Source organism: Cupriavidus cauae (assembly GCF_008632125.1).
Taxonomy (GTDB): domain Bacteria; phylum Pseudomonadota; class Gammaproteobacteria; order Burkholderiales; family Burkholderiaceae; genus Cupriavidus; species Cupriavidus cauae.
Genome location: NZ_VWRN01000023.1, coordinates 61460 through 80149, shown reverse-complemented (window position 1 = coordinate 80149; position 18690 = coordinate 61460). Strand labels below are relative to the sequence as shown.

At 68.2% G+C, this 18690-nt stretch carries 15 protein-coding genes and 1 tRNA gene; 11 read left to right on the top strand and 5 right to left on the bottom strand.

Going from position 1 to position 18690, the window contains the following annotated elements:
* Window positions 1-5: 5 nt before the first annotated feature.
* From F1599_RS07515 to waaC, 3 genes are all read left to right on the top strand, one after another.
* Window positions 6-314 (top strand): DUF2160 domain-containing protein, encoded by a 309-nt coding sequence (locus tag F1599_RS07515; protein WP_006576489.1) that lies wholly within the window; start codon window positions 6-8, stop codon window positions 312-314.
* Window positions 315-498: 184 nt separating this feature from the next.
* Window positions 499-2250: an ABC transporter substrate-binding protein gene (locus F1599_RS07510; protein WP_223819522.1), complete on the top strand. Its 1752-nt coding sequence runs from the start codon at window positions 499-501 to the stop codon at window positions 2248-2250.
* A gap of 350 nt (window positions 2251-2600) precedes the next feature.
* Window positions 2601-3584, top strand: coding sequence for a lipopolysaccharide heptosyltransferase I (waaC, locus tag F1599_RS07505; RefSeq protein WP_150082660.1), 984 nt, complete (start codon window positions 2601-2603; stop codon window positions 3582-3584).
* Between the two features lie 568 nt (window positions 3585-4152).
* On the opposite strand, the gene F1599_RS07500 is transcribed toward waaC, so the two are convergent.
* Window positions 4153-4899: a hypothetical protein gene (locus tag F1599_RS07500; protein ID WP_150082659.1), complete on the bottom strand. Its 747-nt coding sequence runs from the start codon at window positions 4897-4899 to the stop codon at window positions 4153-4155.
* 216 nt (window positions 4900-5115) lie between these two features.
* Between F1599_RS07500 and F1599_RS07495 the strand changes: the two genes are divergently transcribed.
* The gene (locus F1599_RS07495; RefSeq protein WP_190286324.1) at window positions 5116-5685 is read left to right on the top strand and encodes a DUF1801 domain-containing protein; all 570 of its coding nucleotides are present in this window, start codon (window positions 5116-5118) and stop codon (window positions 5683-5685) included.
* A gap of 212 nt (window positions 5686-5897) precedes the next feature.
* Here the strand turns inward: F1599_RS07495 and F1599_RS07490 are convergent.
* From F1599_RS07490 to F1599_RS07475, 4 genes are all read right to left on the bottom strand, one after another.
* Window positions 5898-5972 (bottom strand) — tRNA-Val (locus F1599_RS07490).
* Between the two features lie 139 nt (window positions 5973-6111).
* Window positions 6112-6837, bottom strand: a complete 726-nt coding sequence (dnaQ, locus tag F1599_RS07485; protein WP_149319817.1) for a DNA polymerase III subunit epsilon — start codon at window positions 6835-6837, stop codon at window positions 6112-6114.
* 10 nt (window positions 6838-6847) lie between these two features.
* Complete coding sequence (rnhA, locus tag F1599_RS07480; RefSeq protein ID WP_149319818.1) at window positions 6848-7297, bottom strand: ribonuclease HI; 450 nt, start codon at window positions 7295-7297, stop codon at window positions 6848-6850.
* A 141-nt stretch (window positions 7298-7438) separates the two neighbouring features.
* Window positions 7439-8242 (bottom strand): methyltransferase domain-containing protein, encoded by an 804-nt coding sequence (locus tag F1599_RS07475; protein ID WP_150082658.1) that lies wholly within the window; start codon window positions 8240-8242, stop codon window positions 7439-7441.
* Window positions 8243-8252: 10 nt separating this feature from the next.
* Here F1599_RS07475 and gloB point away from each other — a divergent pair, with 10 nt between their 5' ends.
* From gloB to F1599_RS07440, 7 genes are all read left to right on the top strand, one after another.
* Window positions 8253-9053 carry a hydroxyacylglutathione hydrolase gene (gene gloB, locus F1599_RS07470; protein ID WP_150082657.1) on the top strand — a complete coding sequence of 267 codons (801 nt, stop codon included), beginning with the start codon at window positions 8253-8255 and terminating at the stop codon, window positions 9051-9053.
* A 127-nt stretch (window positions 9054-9180) separates the two neighbouring features.
* Complete coding sequence (locus F1599_RS07465) at window positions 9181-10851, top strand: transglycosylase SLT domain-containing protein (RefSeq protein WP_149319821.1); 1671 nt, start codon at window positions 9181-9183, stop codon at window positions 10849-10851.
* A gap of 237 nt (window positions 10852-11088) precedes the next feature.
* Window positions 11089-12981: a propionate--CoA ligase gene (locus F1599_RS07460; RefSeq protein ID WP_149319822.1), complete on the top strand. Its 1893-nt coding sequence runs from the start codon at window positions 11089-11091 to the stop codon at window positions 12979-12981.
* A 271-nt stretch (window positions 12982-13252) separates the two neighbouring features.
* Window positions 13253-15622 carry a bifunctional salicylyl-CoA 5-hydroxylase/oxidoreductase gene (locus F1599_RS07455; RefSeq protein ID WP_150082656.1) on the top strand — a complete coding sequence of 790 codons (2370 nt, stop codon included), beginning with the start codon at window positions 13253-13255 and terminating at the stop codon, window positions 15620-15622.
* Entirely contained in the window at window positions 15619-16425 is an 807-nt protein-coding gene (locus tag F1599_RS07450) for an SDR family NAD(P)-dependent oxidoreductase (protein ID WP_150082655.1), read from the top strand. Before F1599_RS07455 ends, F1599_RS07450 begins: the two co-directional genes overlap by 4 nt.
* A 132-nt stretch (window positions 16426-16557) precedes the next feature.
* On the top strand, window positions 16558-17409 hold the full coding sequence (locus tag F1599_RS07445) for an enoyl-CoA hydratase family protein (RefSeq protein ID WP_149319825.1): 852 nt from the start codon (window positions 16558-16560) through the stop codon (window positions 17407-17409).
* Window positions 17410-17447: 38 nt separating this feature from the next.
* Window positions 17448-18668: an acyl-CoA dehydrogenase family protein gene (locus F1599_RS07440; protein ID WP_150082654.1), complete on the top strand. Its 1221-nt coding sequence runs from the start codon at window positions 17448-17450 to the stop codon at window positions 18666-18668.
* Window positions 18669-18690 lie beyond the last annotated feature (22 nt).

Genomic DNA, 18690 nt, shown 5'->3' with positions numbered 1-18690 from the left:
CGGCCATGTTCGGCTGGATGGTGTGGACCACGCCGGTCGCGGTGTTCTTCGTCTGCGTGGTGCTGATGCTGATCGGCATGACGATCTGGGAGCTGCGCTCGCCGACGCGCCTGCGCAAGGGCTGGCTACCGATCGCCACCACGCGCGGCGACCGGCTGTTCATCGGCCTGATGTGCGCGGCGTGGATCAACCTTGCATGGGTGGGCCTCGGCGAGGCGATGATGAACTGGTTCTCGCTGCCGGAGGAGCCGTCGGTGTGGATCAGCTTTGTGGTGTCGATGGCGGTGCTGGCGCTGGTGATGCGCAAGGGGTGAGCCCGCGGGCGGGTTTTCCGGGCGGATGTCCGGCTTGTATTGCCGAGGTTCAGAGGTGCATTGGGTGCTTGGGTGATTTGGGTGATTTGGGTGATTTTGGTTGGTATTCGCAGGTAGCGCGGCTCAATCCTTCCCCGGCCGCGACCCGCAACGCTATCGGGAAGGACCATTCGAGGAGACATCGATGACAGCGCTGAAGCAACGGGCAAGGCTTGCGGTGAAGCTGGTGGCGGTGGCCGCCGCGCTCGCCTGCGGCCATGCCGCCTGGGCGGGAGAGGCCGAGGCGAAGAAGTGGATCGACAACGAATTCCAGCCCTCGTCGCTGGCCAAGGACAAGCAGCTGGCCGAGATGAAGTGGTTCATCGACGCGGCCGCCAAGCTCAAGGCCAAGGGCGTGACGCAGGTCAACGTGGTGTCCGAGACCATCACCACGCACGAGTACGAGGCCAAGACGCTGGCGCGCGCCTTCGAGGAGATCACCGGCATCAAGGTCAATCACGACCTGATCCAGGAAGGCGACGTGGTCGAGAAGCTGCAGACGTCGATGCAGTCGGGCAAGTCGATCTACGACGGCTGGATCTCCGATTCGGACCTGATCGGCACGCACTATCGCTACGGCGCGATCCTGCCGCTGACCGACTACATGAACGGCGCCGGCAAGGAATTCACCAATCCGGATCTCGACATCAAGGACTTTATCGGCACCAAGTTCACCACCGCGCCGGACGGCAAGCTGTATCAGCTGCCGGACCAGCAGTTCGCCAACCTCTACTGGTTCCGCGCCGACTGGTTCGCACGCAAGGACCTGCAGGAGAAGTTCAAGGCCAAGTACGGCTATGACCTGGGCGTGCCGACCAACTGGTCCGCTTACGAGGACATCGCCAACTTCTTCACCAACGACGTCAAGGAGATCGACGGCAAGAAGGTCTACGGCCATATGGACTATGGCAAGAAGGATCCGTCGCTGGGCTGGCGCTTCACCGATGCCTGGCTGTCGATGGCCGGCACCGCCGACAAGGGACTGCCCAACGGCATGCCGGTCGACGAGTGGGGCATCCGCGTGGCCGCGGACAAGTGCACGCCGGTCGGCGCCTCGGTCGCGCGCGGCGGCGCCACCAACAGCCCGGCGGCGGTCTACGCGCTGACCAAGTACGTCGACTGGATGAAGAAGTACGCGCCGCCGCAGGCGATGGGCATGACCTTCTCCGAGGCCGGCCCGGTGCCGGCGCAGGGGCAGGTCGCGCAGCAGATCTTCTGGTACACCGCCTTCACCGCCGACATGACCAAGAAGGGGCTGCCGGTGGTCAACGCGGACGGCTCGCCGAAGTGGCGCATGGCGCCGTCGCCGTATGGCCCGTACTGGAAGCAGGGCATGCAGAACGGCTACCAGGACGTGGGCTCGTGGACCTTCTTCAAGAAGACCGATCCGAACCGCCTGGCGGGCGCGTGGCTCTACGCGCAGTTCGTGACCTCGAAGACCGTGTCGCTGAAGAAGTCGCTGACCGGGCTGACGTTCATCCGCGACAGCGACATCAACCACGAGTACCTGACCAAGAACGCGGCCAAGTATGGCGGGCTGATCGAGTTCTACCGCAGCCCGGCACGCGTGGCGTGGACGCCGACCGGCACCAACGTCCCAGACTATCCGAAGCTCGCGCAGCTGTGGTGGAAGAACGTTGCCACGGCGGTGACCGGCGAGAAGACCCCGCAGGCCGCGATGGACAGCCTGGCCGAGGAGATGGATCAGGTGATGGCGCGGCTGCAGCGCGCGGGCATGGCGACCTGCGCGCCGAAGCTCAACCCCAAGGGCGATGCGGCCAAGTGGCTGTCGGACGAGCACGCGCCGTGGAAGAAGCTGGCCAACGAGAAGCCGAAGGGCGAGACGATCGCCTATGAGAAGCTGCTGCAGGCCTGGAAGGAGGGCAAGGTGCGGTGAGATGGCGCCGGACGGGCCCCTCGGCTCGTCTGGCCGGACTGTCTCGTCGGATTCGTCTGGCTGCCTGGGTGGCGGGCCGGGCTAGCTGGTTTGGGCGGGCTCGGCTTGGGTGGGCTCGGCTTGGGTGGGCTGGGCCTGACCTGGTTGGCCTGGCCGGTTCGGCCCGGTCTTGCCGATGTCGTTCTCCCCTCTCCCGCCCGCGGGAGAGGGGCCGGGGGAGAGGGCAGCCGCTCGCCTTCCCCCAGGTCCAATTTCCCCGTTACGTCCCGAAACGTTGACCCGCCAGCCTCTGGTGCATACTACGGCCTTCGCAAAACTCAGCCCCGCGGCGAAGGCCCGTTCCTGCACCCATGAAGCGCATCCTGGTTATCAAGATCACCTCCCTCGGCGATATGGCACACACGCTGCCGCTGATCTGGGATCTGCGGCACGCCTATCCCGAGGCCAAGATCGACTGGGTCGCCGACGCCTCCTGCGCCGATATTCCCCGCTGGACGGTCGGCGTCGACCGCGTGATTTCGCCCCCGCTGCGCGGCTACAAGAAGTCGAAGCAATGGAAGGACCTGCGCGCGATCCTCGCCGCGGTGCGCGAACTGCGCCGTGAAAAGTACGACGTGGTGCTGGACGTGCATGGCGTCTACAAGAGTGCCATCGTCGGCTGGTTGGCCCGCACGCGCCGCCGCTTCGGCTACGCCGCCAAACACCTGGGCGAAGCCCGCGCCGAGATGTTCTACACCGACATCTTCGCGCCGCACGGCGACGCCACCGCCCGCCACAAGATGCGCCTGGTCTGCGCCAAGGCGCTTGGCTACGAACTCGACCCGAAGGAACACTACGAACTGCGCATCCCGGCTCCGGCCGCGCCGCTCAATACCGACGGCGTACCGCGCGCGATGCTGTTCCACGCGACCTCGCTCGAGATCAAGAAATGGCCGCCCGAACGCTGGATCGCGGTCGGCCGCGAACTGACCGCCCGCGGGTACCGCGTGCAACTGCCCTGGGGCTCGCCGGCGGAAAAGGAGCAATCCGAAGTGCTGGCGCGCGGCATCCCGGACGCCGAGGTACTGCCGAAGATGACGATCACCGAATGCGCGCAGCGCGTCGCCGCCGCGGACCTGGTGATCGGCACCGACACCGGCTTCGTCCACCTCGCCCATGCACTGGGCAAGCCGTCGGTGATGCTGTTCACCGCGACGTCGCGCGAGCACTTCGGCATTTCGGAGCCCGGCCGGGCGGTGTCCATCGGCAATGAAGGCGTGGTGCCGGACGTGCCGGAGGTGATCGGGGCGATCGATCAGGTGACCGGCAGGGTGGGATCACCGGCAGCTGTTTGACGGTAGTGCGGGCCTCCCGGACGGGTTTGCCTCAGCCAGTCCCTAGCAGTCTTTCTATCAGTTGTTTGGTCAGGTTACCCGGTCCCATGCCGACAAGGTCGCTGCCATCTTCGACCAGCTTGCCGAACACGTAGCTGTATTGCCCACGCGGGCTTGGCGCTCTCGGGTCAATTTCCGCCACGGCTGGTGTCCTCGTCGACCATGGCTTGCGCCTGTTCAAAGCTCCGATTGATATCGTGTTCCGTCATGGCGCGGATCGTCCTGACGTAGGGAAGGAGTATTGGCGGAACCGGACTCGGTCGATACGACGAGTCTCGGAGCTTTGCATTGACGCGCAGGATCAGCGCTGGAGGGAAATAGCCGGATCTGGTCACGATCGCTCGTCTTGGTTGAGGTCTGAAACGGTGGCCAGTGTGGCGGTACGGTCGCAATCGGGCTATCGGAAAACCGAGCGGACACTTAAAAAGCGGCGACACAAAGTTTAACGGCGTCCATTTGGGACGGCTTGCGTCCCACGGCGTATGCCATGCCGCCACGGCATATGGCGGCGGCATGGCGTGTCATCACGTTATCGCGTACCCACAAACAGCACGCCCGCCGACCGGTCCGAAGTCGTGCCGGCGGCGATCAGGCCGCGGTCTTCCGCGCTGTAATACGCGACGCCGCTCATCTTCTGCCCCGGACGGGCGCACGGCGACGGACCGAACGTCACGGTGATGTCGTAGGCGTTGCCACGCGCGCGCGGCTTGGCCACGCCTTCGATGCGGCAGCCGGACGCGCCCGCGCCGCTGATCGTGCCCGAAGCGGCCACCGTAATGGTCGCCGACTCGCCGCCCTCCGGAATCACCGACGTACCGGTGTAGGTGCCGGCCAGCGTCGCCAGCGACGGCGTCAGTTCGTAGTTCTTGTCGTAGGTGCTGGTAAAGGTCGCGGTCTGGCCCGTTGCCGGATAGCGGACGGTGCCGTTCAGGTTCCCCTTGGTCGCGTAGGTGCCGTTGACCGCCACGTCGAAGATGCCGCGCGACGACACGCTGAAATCCTTGCCGTCGTTTGACATGAAGCTGCCATTGGCGGCATTCAGCTTGCCCTGGACCACGCCGAGCGATACCGGCGCCAACGAGGTGTAGATCATGTAGTAGGTGCCATCGTCGAGCACGAGGCCGGCGATGTCCTGGTTCGCCGAAGTCTTGCCCGTGTACAGGCCTTCCGCAGGGGAGGTGGCCGGCTGCGGAGCCGGGCCGTCATCGTCTCCGCCGCCACCGCCGCAAGCGGCGAGCGCCAGTGCCAGGGAGGCAATCAGCAGGGTCTTGTTCATGGATTTCTCGAAGGGTGTCTTTGTTTTTTATCGGGATGGCGCCCTGGCATTGCACCGGGGCGCGGCAATCTTAGAGGCAGGCCGCGGTGGCCGCCATTCCCGATTGGTGGGGGGGGCGCTGGACCTTCGAGCGGCGCTGGGTTGTTGGGGGCAGACGTTTGACCTAGGATCGGACCGGTTCAGTGCCGGACGCGCGTCGCGCTGGGAGGGAAGACGATGGCAAACAAGACATCCACGAAAGCGGGGAAGGCCGGGGAGAAAATCGACGTGAAGACCGAGGTGACGGCCGCGGTGAAGACCACGGCGAAGGCCGCGGCGAAGCCGGCCGCGAAACCGGCAGCAAAGGCGGCCGGGAAACCCACAGCAAAATCGCCGCCCGACGGAAAGCCGGTCCTGCTGTCGGGCGGCAATCCTCAAATCCCGAAGCGCGACGGCGATGGCCCGGTGCAGGCCTACATCGCTGCCATGCCCGGCTGGAAGCGCGACCTCGGGCGACGACTCGACGCGCTGATCGTGCGCACCGTGCCGGACGTGCGCAAGGCAGTGAAATGGAATTCGCCGTTCTATGGCGTGGAGGGGGAGGGCTGGTTTCTCAGCTTCCATTGCTTCACGCGATACGTGAAGGTGGCCTTTTTCAAGGGATCGTCGCTGCGCCCGCTGCCGCCCGGCGAATCGAAGGACCCGAATACCCGATATCTCGACATTTACGAAGCCGACGAGATCGACGAGAAGCAGGTAGGCGACTGGATACGGCAGGCGGCGGAATTGCCGGGGTGGGTGCCGTAACCCGGCGATTTGGGCGCTGCGGACCGCGCGGTGCCACGGCTTTCGTTGCGTGGCCCATCGGTCAAGTGAGGATCGGGGTCCAGGTCGCAATGGCAAATTGCGGCATCGGACCGATTGCAGGGGAGAGGGTAGAAGGGGGGCAGAAATCGCAGGATCGTGCGCCCCGACCCCGGAAATGAGAAAAGCCAGCGCAAGGCTGGCTTTTCCTGTTCTGGTGGGTGGTACAGGGATTGAACCTGTGACCCCTGCCGTGTGAAGGCAGTGCTCTACCGCTGAGCTAACCACCCCTGCCGCTGCGCTTGAACTGCCGTGCAGCAGAGAAAGCGAGATTATGTCAGGACCTTTGTATCTTGTAAAGCCCTTCGGCGAATTTTTTGCGTTGCGGCGCTGCCTCCGACCCTGCCTGCGGCCCGTGGCGGCAGGGCGTCATGCCGCCTCTTCCAACGGCGGCGCCTCCTGCCATACCGTCTTGCCGCCGCTGGCCTTGTCGAGGTCCTTGAGCACCGCGGCGTGCGCGGCGAGTTCGTCCTCGCTTGGCTCCAGCACCGGCAGGCGCAGCGCCGACAGGTCGGCGGTGGCGACCGCGGCCGGGCCGGCGCCCGCGCTCGCGTCCATCATGTCGATCACCAGCGAGTTCTGGCCGCGCGTCATCGCCAGGTAGACCTCGGCCAGCAGCTCCGCGTCCAGCAGCGCGCCGTGCAGCGTGCGGTGCGCGTTGCTGACGCCCAGGCGTTCGCACAGGGCGTCGAGCGAGTTGCGCTTGCCGGGGAACATCTGGCGCGCTTCGAGCAGCGTATCGATCACGCTGCCGACATGCTTGCGGAACGGCGGCAGGCCTAGCCGCTGGAATTCCATGTCGAGGAAGCCCAGGTCGAACGCGGCGTTGTGGATGATCAGCTCGGCGTCCTGGACGAAATCGCGGATCTCGTGGACGACCTCGGCGAACTTGGGTTTGTCCGCCAGGAATTCCACCGTCAGGCCGTGCACCGCAATCGCGCCGGCGTCGATGTCGCGCTCCGGGTTGATATAGAAATGCAGGTTGCGTCCGGTCAGCCGCCGGTTGACCAGCTCGACGCAGCCGATTTCGATCAGCCGGTCGCCGGTGGCGGCGTTCAGGCCCGTGGTTTCGGTGTCCAGTACGATTTGTCGCATGGCGGGCATTCTACTCAACCTGGGCGCCGGTGAGGGAGGCGACACCGCGATTGGCCAGCGCGTCGGCCCGTTCATTGCCCGGGTGGCCGTTGTGGCCGCGCACCCAGTGCCAGGTGACGTCGTGCTCGGCGGCAGCGGCGTCGAGCGCCTGCCACAGGTCGGCGTTCTTGACGGGCTTCTTCTCGGCGGTTTTCCAGCCGCGCGCCTTCCAGCCGCGGATCCATTCGGAGATGCCTTTCTGCACGTATTGCGAATCGGTCCAGACCTGCACCTTGCACGGCCGCTTCAGCGCGCGCAGCGCCTCGATGACGGCGGTCAGCTCCATCCGGTTGTTGGTGGTATTGGCCTCGCCGCCGAACAGCTCCTTGACGTGGCCATTGGCGACGAGCACGGCGCCCCAGCCGCCGGGGCCGGGATTGCCTTTGCAGGCGCCATCGGAATAGATCGTGACTTCTTGCATCGATGAAGGTTGGGAACCGGTGCGGCGGGACGGCGCCGCGGGCCGGGCGTCCGCCGGGGCGGACAAGGTTGGATTCAGTGCCGGGCCGGCACGGGCTCGGCAGCGGGCGGGGCGGGGCTGCGGCGCTGGCCCCGACTTTCGTTACTTCTCTTCGCCGGGCGCCTTGCCGTGCGTGCCGTTGGGCGTGGCGACCGGGGCCGCCACCGGCGCCAGCGCCGCCTTTGGCGTCTTCCAGGCCGGCCCGACCAGACGGATGTTGCGCACGCGCTTGACCGCCGACAGCATATAGACCGCGCCGAAGATTGGCCACCAGCGATCGCCGGCCTTCTCCATGAACGCGGCGCGCTGCAGCCAGCGGTCGGTGCGGTAGGGCGGACAATAGCAGCCGAAGCGGCCGCGGATGATATCGAAGCCGAGCAGCTTGAGCCAGTCCTTGATGCGAACGAAGCCGATCGACTGGGCGTCGGTCGGCAGGAAGGGATCGGCGCCGAGCCGGTTCAGGCCCTGGCGCGCGCCCCACAGGCTCATCGGATTGAAGCAGGACACCACCACGCGCCCCTCGGGCATCAGTACGCGCGAGACCTCGCGCAGTACCTCGTGGGGATCCTCGGAGAATTCGAGCACGTGGGGCAGCGTGACCAGGTCGAGGCTCTGCGTATCGAAGGGCAGCTCGTCGAAGCGGCACAGCACCTGGGCACCGGGGGCGCTGCCCGTCTCCGCGGCGCGCGCGCCGTGCGGGCCGCTGCGGGCGTCCAGCGCCAGGCCGCCGAACGGCATGCGGTTCTCGCGCAGGGTGTCCAGCACCGGCATGCCGAGCTGGATCGCGTGATAGCCGAAGATGTCGGCCACGGTGCGGTCGTACTGGCCTTCCTCCCAGCGCAGCATGTACTGGCCGGGCGGGGAGGCCAGCCAGTTTTCCCAATCTATAATCGGACGCTTGGACATAGGAGCACGCATGTTGAGGGTGGAGCCGATCCCCGCTTTCCAGGATAACTATATCTGGGCGATCGACGACGGTCATGCCGCCGCCGTGGTCGATCCCGGCGAGGCCGCGCCGGTGCTGGCCTATCTGGCGCGGGCGGGGCTGGTCCTGGGCGCCATTGTAATCACCCACCACCACGGCGATCACCAGGGCGGGGTGGCGGACCTGCTGGCGGCCTGGCCGGCCGGGCCCGACGGCGAGCCTGTGCCGGTGATCGGACCCGCCGCCGAGCGCATCGGCCATCGTACCCGCGCGGTGCGCGAGGGCGACGAGGTCGAGCTGAAGGCGCCGGCGCTGCGGCTGCGGGTGCTCGAGGTGCCCGGCCATACCGCGGGACATATCGCCTACACCGGCGAGCTGGTCGGCATCGGCCCGGTGGTGTTCTGCGGGGACACGATGTTCGCCAGCGGCTGCGGGCGGCTGTTCGAGGGGACGCCGGCGCAGATGCTGGCGTCGCTGGACAAGCTGGCCGCGCTGCCCGACGCGACCCGCGTCTATTGCGCTCACGAGTATACGCGCAGCAATGTCCGCTTCGCCCGCGCGGTCGAGCCGGACAACGCCGCGCTGGCCGCCTGGGAGGCGCGCGTCGAGGCGCTGCGCGCCGCCGGCGAGCCGACCGTGCCGACCACCATCGGCCACGAGCGCGCGGTCAATCCCTTCCTGCGCTCGCGCGAGCCCGCCGTGCGCCGGGCACTGGCCGGGCAGGGCGCGCAGGCGGGCGACGATGCCGCGGCGTTCGGCGCGCTGCGGGCCTGGAAGGACGGCTTTCGCTGACCGACATCCCGCCCATCCATCCGCGCCACCGCTAAGCGCCCCCGCGGAATGCGGAAAATCCGATTGACGCACGAGCCGCTTTGTCTTTAGCATCAGCCAATTTTTAGCGTCACGATCCGAGAAATTGATGAGAATTGGTCGATACCTGGCGGCCGTAGCCTGTGCGGCGCTGCTGGCGGCATGTGCCAGCACGCCCGTTCCGCCTGATGAAGCCGGCACGGCCGGCTCGCCGACCGCCCTGGCCTCCGCCACCAAGCCCAAATCCGGCCTTCCCCCCACCGATCCGCTCAATTCGATCCACCTGCCGCCAACCATCGCGCGCGATACCGCGCCGATCAACGTCGACGAGGACAGGATCGACTGGACACTGGGCCAGTCGCAGGACATCTGGGTGCGCATCCGTCGCGGCTTTTCGATGCCGGACCTGGAAGGCACGCTGGTCGAGGACCGCACGCAGTGGTATGCGGCGCGGCCCGACTATATGGAGCGGATGATCGCGCGGTCGAGCAAATACCTGTACCACATCGTCGCCGAGCTCGAACGCCGCAACATGCCGACCGAGCTGGCGCTGCTGCCCTTTGTCGAGAGCGCGTTCAATCCAGAGGCGGTGTCGAGCGCGAAGGCGGCGGGCATGTGGCAGTTCATTCCGAGCACCGGCAAGAGCTACAACCTGAAGCAGAACATGTTCCGCGACGAGCGCCGCGACGTGCTCGCCTCGACCGAAGCGGCGCTGGACTACCTGAGCCGGCTGCACGACATGTTCGGCGACTGGCATCTGGCGCTGGCGGCGTACAACTGGGGCGAGGGCGCGGTGTCGCGGGCGATCGCGCGCAACGAGGCGCGCGGGCTGCCGACCGACTACGCCAGCCTGACGATGCCCAACGAGACGCGCTACTACGTGCCGAAGCTGCAGGCGGTCAAGAACATCGTCAGCAATCCGGCCTCGTATGGCGTCACGCTGCCGCCGATTCCGGACCACCCGTACTTCGTCACGGTAACCACTTCGCGGGACATCGACGTGACGCTGGCCGCCAAGCTGGCCAACATGCCGCTGGAGGAATTCCGCGCGCTCAATCCGTCGTTCAACAAGCCGGTGATCCTGGGCGCGTCGAACCCGCAGATCCTGCTGCCGTTCGAGAACGCCGAGCGCTTCCAGTACAACCTGAACACCTATCGCGGCGGCCTGTCGAGCTGGACCGCGGTGACGGTGGACGGCCGCGAGCGCGTCGAATCGCTGGCGGCGCGGCTGAACGTCGATCCGGACACGCTGCGCGAGATCAACCGGATTCCGAAGGGGATGCGGCTCAAGCCCGGCTCGACCGTGATGATCCCCCGCTCCGGACGCCATACCCAGGACATCAGCGCCACGCTGGCGGAGAACGCGATCCTGGCGATGGAGCCGGACCTGCCCGAAGCGCGCCGGCTGGTGGTGCGCGCCGGCAAGCGCGATACGGTGGCCTCGGTGGCGCGCCGCTATGGCGTGTCGGTCAGCCAGGTGCGCGCCTGGAACAAGCTGTCCGGCTCCAAGCTGGTGGCCGGGCAGAGCCTGGTGCTCAACGTGCCGGTCAAGCGCGCGCGGGCCATCGCCGAGCGCGACGACGAGGTACGGGTGATCCGCGTGTCGGGCAAGGGCAGCCGCGTGAGCGCCCGCCAGCGGGTGGTGGTCGAACCGCACGGCAAGGCGGTGCGGGCGTCGTCCAGGGCGTCCGCCAAGGCCAGCGCCAAGGCGTCCGGCAGCCGCGCCAGCGCCAAGGCCAGCGCCGCACCGAAGGCCAAGGCGAAGGGCAAGGCGCGCTGAGGCGCGGCACCGCAGCAGGCACCGGCGCAGTCGACAGCGGCGCCGAAGACACGGGAAAGGGCATGCCGAGGGGCGTGCCCTTTTTCTTTGGCGAGCCGGGCCAGCCGGATCAGCGGGATCAGTCGGACCAGCCGGCCCCGCGCGTGACCTTGTGGACATTGCGGATGGCGAAGCCGGTGCCGGTGGTGGCAAACTGGCGGTCCAACGATAACCGCCGCCCCAGCGGAGGAGACAGCAATGACCACCACCCGCGCCGTGCACGCGCGCTCCCTCGTCGATCCCGACGCCTTCTGGGCCGAACAGGCCCGCCGCATCGACTGGCAGACCCCCTGCGAACAGGTACTCGACTACAGCCGGCCGCCGTTTGCGCGCTGGTTCGTCGGCGGCCGCACCAATCTCTGCCATAACGCGGTAGACCGGCACCTGGCCAAGCGCGCCGAGCAGCCGGCACTGGTCCATGTCTCCACCGAAACCGACCAGCGCCGCAGCTACAGCTATCGCGAGCTGCACGCCGAGGTCAACCGCATGGCGGCGGTGCTGCTGGCGCTGGGGGTGCGCCAGGGCGACCGCGTGCTGATCTATATGCCGATGATCCCCGAGGCGGTGTTCGCGATGCTGGCCTGCACGCGCATCGGCGCGGTGCACTCGGTGGTGTTCGGCGGCTTTGCCTCGGTCAGCCTGGCGGCCCGCATCGACGACGCGCGGCCGCGCGTGGTGGTCAGCGCCGACGCCGGCTCGCGCGGCGGCAAGGTCGTGCCCTACAAGCCGCTGCTCGACGAGGCGCTGCGCTTGGCGCAGAACCCGCCCGAGAAGGTGCTGCTGGTCGACCGCGGGCTCGCGCCGATGGAGCGCACCCCTGGCCGCGACGAGGACTACCTGGCCTGGCGCGAGCGCGTCGGCGGGACGCAGGTGCCGTGCGAATGGCTGGAATCGAGCGCGCCGTCGTACATCCTCTACACGTCGGGTACCACCGGCAAGCCCAAGGGCGTGCAGCGCGATACCGGCGGCTATGCCGTCGCGCTGGCCACGTCGATGGAATACATCTTCTGCGGCAAGCCCGGCGACACAATGTTCTGCACCTCGGACATCGGCTGGGTCGTCGGCCACAGCTATATCGTCTACGGCCCGCTGCTGGCCGGCATGACGACGGTGCTGTACGAGGGCACGCCGGTGCGGCCTGATGCCGGCATCCTGTGGCAGCTGGTCGAGCAGTATCGCGTCAACGTGATGTTCAGCGCGCCGACCGCGATCCGCGTGCTGAAGAAGCAGGACCCGGCCTGGCTGACCCGCTACGACCTGTCGAGCCTGCGCATGCTGTTCCTGGCGGGCGAGCCGCTGGACGAGCCGACCGCGAGCTGGATCCAGTCGGCCATCGGCAAGCCGGTGGTCGACAACTACTGGCAGACCGAGACCGGCTGGCCGATCATCGCCCTACAGCACGGCATCGAGGCGCTGCCCGCCAAGCTGGGTTCGCCGGGGCTGCCGGTGTACGGCTACGACGTGCGCATCGTGGACGAGCAGACCGGCGCCGAATGCGCGCCGGGGCAGAAGGGCGTGGTGGCGATCGAGGGGCCGCTGCCGCCGGGCTGCATGAGCACGGTCTGGGGCGACGACGAGCGTTTCGTCAAGACCTACTGGTCCGGCTTTCCCGATCGCCAGCGCTACTCGACCTTCGACTGGGGCGTGCGCGACGAGGACGGCTACCTGTTCATCCTCGGGCGCACCGACGACGTGCTGAACGTCGCCGGCCACCGGCTGGGGACGCGCGAGATCGAGGAAAGCATCGCCTCGCATCCCGCCGTGGCCGAGGTCGCGGTGGTGGGCATCGCCGATCCGCTGAAGGGGCAGGTTGCGCTGGCGGTCTGCATCCTGCGCGATGCGGGACGCGCCGCCACGCCGCAGGACCGCATGGCGCTCGAAGGCGAGATCATGCAGACCGTGGACCGGCAACTCGGCGCGGTCGCGCGGCCGTCTCGCGTGGTGTTCGTCGGCGCCTTGCCGAAGACGCGCTCCGGCAAGCTGCTGCGCCGCGCGATCCAGGCGGTGGCGGAAGGGCGCGATCCCGGCGACCTGACGACCATCGAGGACCCGTCGGCGTTGGCGCAGTTCCGGGAGGCGCTGCAGGGCTGAGCACACGCCGGCGAGCGGCGCCCACGGCCATGCCGGTGGTGCCGCTTGCCAAGCGGTCATCCTCGCCCTATTATTTTAGATATAAAATATTTAGGGCTGCATTGATTGCGGCACAGGCGGCACAGGATGACGGCGCCGCGCCCGCACATCCACAACGGCAGTGGTGATCAGCCGCGACCGGTGCCCATCCATGGCGGTCAGGGGCGAACGGTCGCGATCCGTGGCGAACGGTGGCGAGCGGTAGCGACCCGACGCCGCGAGGAGACGACAGATGCGAGTACTGTGTATTGGCGGCGGACCGGCCGGCCTCTACTTCGGCCTGCTGATGAAGCGGCAGGATCCGCGCCACGAGGTGGTGGTGGTCGAGCGCAACCGGCCCTACGACACCTTCGGCTGGGGCGTGGTGTTCTCGGACGCCACCATGGACAACCTGCGCGAGGCCGACCCGGAGAGCGCGCGCGAGATCGACGCGGCGTTCAATCACTGGGATGACATCGACATCCACTTCCGTGGCCGCACGATGCGCTCCAGCGGGCACGGCTTCATCGGTATCGGGCGCAAGCGCCTGCTGAACATCCTGCAGGCGCGCTGCGAGGCGCTGGGCGTGGAACTGGTGTTCGAGACCGACGTGCAGGACGACCAGGCGCTGGCAGAGACATACCGCGCCGACCTGGTGATCGCCTCGGACGGCGTCAACAGCCGCGTGCGCACCCGCTACGCCGGGACCTTCGCGCCGGACATCGACACGCGCCAGTGCCGCTTCGTCTGGCTCGGCACCAAGAAGCGCTTCGACGCCTTCACCTTCGCCTTCGAACAGACCGAGCACGGCTGGTTCCAGGCGCACGCCTACCGCTTCGACGACGATACGTCGACCTTTATCGTCGAGACGCCGGAACGCGTCTGGCGCGCCGCCGGCATCGAGCAGATGGACCAGCAGCAGGGCATCGCCTACTGCGAGCGGCTGTTCGCAAAATATCTCGATGGCCAGCCCTTGATCAGCAACGCCACCCACCTGCGCGGCTCGGCCAACTGGATCCGCTTCAACCGCGTGATCTGCAACACCTGGGTCCACTGGAACACGCTGGCCGGCGGCCGCCGCGTGCCGGTGGTGCTGATGGGCGATGCCGCCCACACCGCGCATTTCTCGATCGGCTCGGGCACCAAGCTGGCGCTCGAGGATGCGATCGATCTGGCCAGCAATCTGCGCGGCATGACGGAGCCCGGTCCGGACGCGCTCGACGAGGCGCTGCGCCGCTACGAGGCCACCCGCAGCGTCGAGGTGCTGAAGATCCAGAACGCCGCGCGCAATTCCACCGAATGGTTCGAGCACGTCGAGCGTTATGCGGGCCTGGCGCCCGAGCAGTTCGCCTATTCGCTGCTGACGCGCTCGCAGCGCATCTCGCACGAGAACCTGCGGCTGCGCGATCGCACCTATGTCGAGGACTACGAGCGCTGGCTGGCGCGGCAGGCCGGCGTGCCCGAGGAAAGCCTGCGCGCGCATGACGGTGCGCTGCCGCCGATGTTCACGCCTTACCGCGTGCGCGGCCTGACGCTGAAGAACCGCGTGGTGGTGTCGCCGATGGCGATGTATTGCTGCGTCGACGGCGTGCCCGGCGACTTCCATCTGGTGCATCTGGGCGCGCGCGCCCAGGGCGGCGCCGGCCTGGTGATGGCCGAGATGACCTGCGTCTCGCCCGATGCGCGCATCACGCCGGGATGCCCGGGTTTGTGGAACGACGTGCAGCGCGACGCCTGGCGGCGCATCGTCGAGTTCGTGCATGCAGGCACGGGGCTCGCCGGCGGCGCGCGCATCGGCATGCAGCTCGGCCATGCCGGCCGCAAGGGGTCGACGCAGCTGGGCTGGCAGGCGATGGACCATCCGCTGCCCGAGGGCAACTGGCCGCTGGTCTCGGCCTCGCCGCTGCCCTACCTGCCCGGCATCTCGCAGGTGCCACGCGCGATGACGCGCGAGGACATGGACCGTGTGCGCGACGATTTCGTTGCCGCGGCGCGGCGCGCGGCCGAGGCGGGCTTCGACTGGCTGGAGCTGCATTGCGCGCACGGCTATCTGCTGTCGTCGTTCATCTCGCCGCTGACCAACCGGCGTGAAGACGAGTACGGCGGATCGCTGGCCAACCGGCTGCGCTATCCGCTCGAGGTGTTCGCCGCGGTGCGCGAGGTATGGCCGTCGCAGCGGCCGATGTCGGTCCGCATTTCCGCGCACGACTGGGTCGAGGGCGGCATCACGCCCGACGACGCGGTCGAGATCGCGCGGGCCTTCAAGGCGGCCGGCGCGGACCTGATCGACTGCTCGTCGGGCCAGGTCAGCCCCGAACAAACGCCGGTCTATGGGCGCATGTACCAGACGCCGTTCGCGGACCGCATCCGCAACGAGGCGGGCATTCCGACGATCGCCGTGGGCGCGATCTCCGAGGCGGATCACGTCGACAGCATCATCGCCGCGGGCCGCGCCGACCTGTGCGCGATCGCCAGGCCGCATCTGGCCGATCCCGCCTGGACGCTGCATCAGGCCGCGCAGCTGGGCTATCGCCCGGTGGACTGGCCGGTGCAGTACCAGGCCGGCAAGCGGCAGCTGGAGACCAACCTCGAACGCGCCGCGGCGCTGGCGGGGGCGCGATGAGCGGCGATCGTTCGTCCTTGCCGCTGCACGGGCGGCACGCGCTGGTCACCGGCGGCGCGCGCGGCATCGGAGCGTCGATTGCCGCTCGGCTGCTGGCCGACGGCGCCAGCGTGACACTGCTGGGCCGCGACGGCGATGCGCTGGCGCGCGCGGTGGAGAGGCTTGGGCAGGACCATCCCGGTGCGCGGCTGCATCGAGTCCAGGCGGACGTCGCCGATGCCGACAGCGTGGCGCGGGCGTTCGACGCGGCCGCCCGGGCGCTGGGTCCGATCGGCCTGCTGGTCAACAACGCCGGCCAGGCGCACAGCGCGCCATTTGCAAAAACCGACCTGGCGCTGTGGCGCCGCATGCTGGACGTGAACCTGACCGGTACCTTCCTGTGCACGCAGGCCGCGCTGCCGGCAATGCGGGACGCGGGCTGGGGCCGCGTGGTCAATGTCGCGAGCACGGCCGCGCTGACCGGCTATGCCTATGTGACGGCCTACTGCGCCGCCAAGCACGGCGTGCTGGGGCTGACGCGCGCGCTGGCGCTCGAGCTGGCGCGCAGCGGCGTCACGGTCAATGCGGTCTGTCCCGGCTATACCGATACCGACATCGTGCGCGAGGCGGTGGCCAATATCGTGAGCAAGACCGGCCGCACGGAAGAGCAGGCGCGCGCCGAACTGGCCGGCCGCAATCCGCAGCGTCGGCTGGTGGATCCCGATGAAGTGGCCGACGCGGTGGCGTGGCTGTGCCGGCCGTCCGCGAGTGCGATCACGGGCCAGGCCATCGCGGTGGCCGGCGGCGAGGTGATGGCGGGCTGAACCGGCTTTCCGCGGCGGCGAGCGACGAAACCATACACCGGGATATCGGCACAGAGACATCGACACACCGACGCACCGACGCACCGACGCACCGACACACCGACACATCGACACATCGACGAGAGAACGCAGATGAACGAGATCGCACTGGACATGCGCCACCAAAAGCGGGGCTTCGCGGACTTCGCGCCGCGCCACTTCCTGTGGTCGGTATCCGATGACGGCAAGGTCGGCACCGTGACGCTGAACCGCCCCGAGCGCAAGAACCCGCTGACCTTCGACGCCTACGCGGAACTGCGCGATCTGTTCCGCGCGCTGGTCTATGCGAACGATATCAAGGCGGTGGTGGTGCAGGGCGCAGGCGGCAATTTTTGCTCGGGCGGCGACGTGCACGAGATCATCGGCCCGCTGACGAAGATGGCGATGCCCGAGCTGCTGGATTTCACGCGCATGACCGGCGACCTCGTCAAGGCGATGCGGGCGTGTCCGCAACCGATCATCGCGGCGGTCGACGGCGTCTGCGCTGGCGCGGGCGCGATGATCGCGCTGGCCTCCGACATGCGTCTGGCGACCGAATCGGCGCGTACCGCCTTCCTGTTCGTTCGAGTCGGCCTGGCCGGCGCCGACATGGGCGCCTGCACGCTGCTGCCTCGCATGATCGGCCAGGGACGCGCCAGCGAGCTGCTGTACACGGGCCGCGCGATGAGCGCGCAGGAAGGGCTGCAGTGGGGCTTCTTCAATGCGCTGCACGCGCCGGAACGCCTGCGCGACGAGGCCGCCGCGCTGGCCGCGCAACTGGCCGCGGGCCCGACCTTCGCGCATGGCGTCACCAAGAAGCTGCTGCACCAGGAATGGAACATGGGGCTGGACGAGGCGATCGAGGCCGAGGCGCAGGCCCAGGCGATCTGCATGCAGACCGGCGACTTCCGCCGCGCCTACGAGGCCTTCGTCGCCAAGGCGAAGCCCGTGTTCGAAGGCAACTGAGTGAAGGTGACTCAGTGAAGGCAACCGAGGGAACTGACATGACCGGCTGGCAAGACGATCTGGCGCTGCCTTTCTTCGACGACGCGCACCGCGCGCTGGCGCGCGAGCTGGACGCCTGGTGCGCGCGCTCGTTGTCCGCGCAGCCGCATGCGCCCGGCGCCGATGTCGACGCGGACTGCCGCGCGCTGGTGCGCCAGCTCGGCGAAGCCGGCTGGCTGCGCTACTGCGTGCCGCGCGCCCATGGCGGGGCGCTCGACCAGCTCGATTCGCGCGCGCTGTGCCTGCTGCGCGAGACGCTGGCGCGCCATGACGGGCTGGCCGACTTCGCTTTCGCGATGCAGGGCCTGGGCTCGGGCGCGATCACGCTGGCGGGCGACGAGACGCTGCGCCAGCGCTATCTGCCGCGCGTGGCGCGCGGCGAGGCGATCGCGGCCTTCGCGCTGTCCGAACCGGAGGCCGGTTCCGACGTCGCCGCGATGCAGTGCAACGCGACGCTGGACGGCGACCACTACGTGCTCGACGGCACCAAGACGTGGATATCGAACGGCGGCATCGCCGACTTCTACTGCGTGTTCGCGCGCACCGGCGAGGCGCCCGGCGCGCGCGGCATCACGGCCTTCGTCGTCGATGCCGATACGCCGGGCCTGCGGATCGCCGAGCGCATCGACGTGATGGCGCCGCATCCGTTGGCCACGCTGCGTTTCGAGGGCTGCCGCGTGCCGGTCTCGCAGCGGCTGGGCGAGCCGGGGCAGGGCTTCAAGCTGGCAATGATGACGCTGGACATCTTCCGCGCCTCGGTCGCGGCCGCCGCGCTTGGCTTCGGCCGCGCGGCGCTCGATGAAGCGATCGCGCGGGCCACCGCGCGCCCGATGTTCGGCGGCAAGCTGGCCGACCTGCAGCTGACGCAGGCCGCGCTCGGCGAGATGGCGACCGCGCTCGACGCGGCCGCGCTGCTGACCTGGCGTGCGGCGTGGCTGCGCGATACCGGCGCGGGCCGCAGTCAGGGCGGCACCCAAGGCGGCGCTCCGGTCCGCACGACCCGCGAGGCCGCGATGGCCAAGATGACCGCGACCGAGAACGCGCAGATGGTGATCGATCGCGCGGTGCAGCTGTTTGGCGGACTTGGCGTACGCATCGGCAGCCGGGTCGAGAGCCTGTACCGTGAGATCCGCTCGCTGCGCATCTACGAGGGCGCCACCGAAGTGCAGAAGCTGATCGTCGCGCGCGAAACGCTGGCCGCGCGGCAACCGCGGTCCTGACCGCGCGCTCCACAGAACGAGC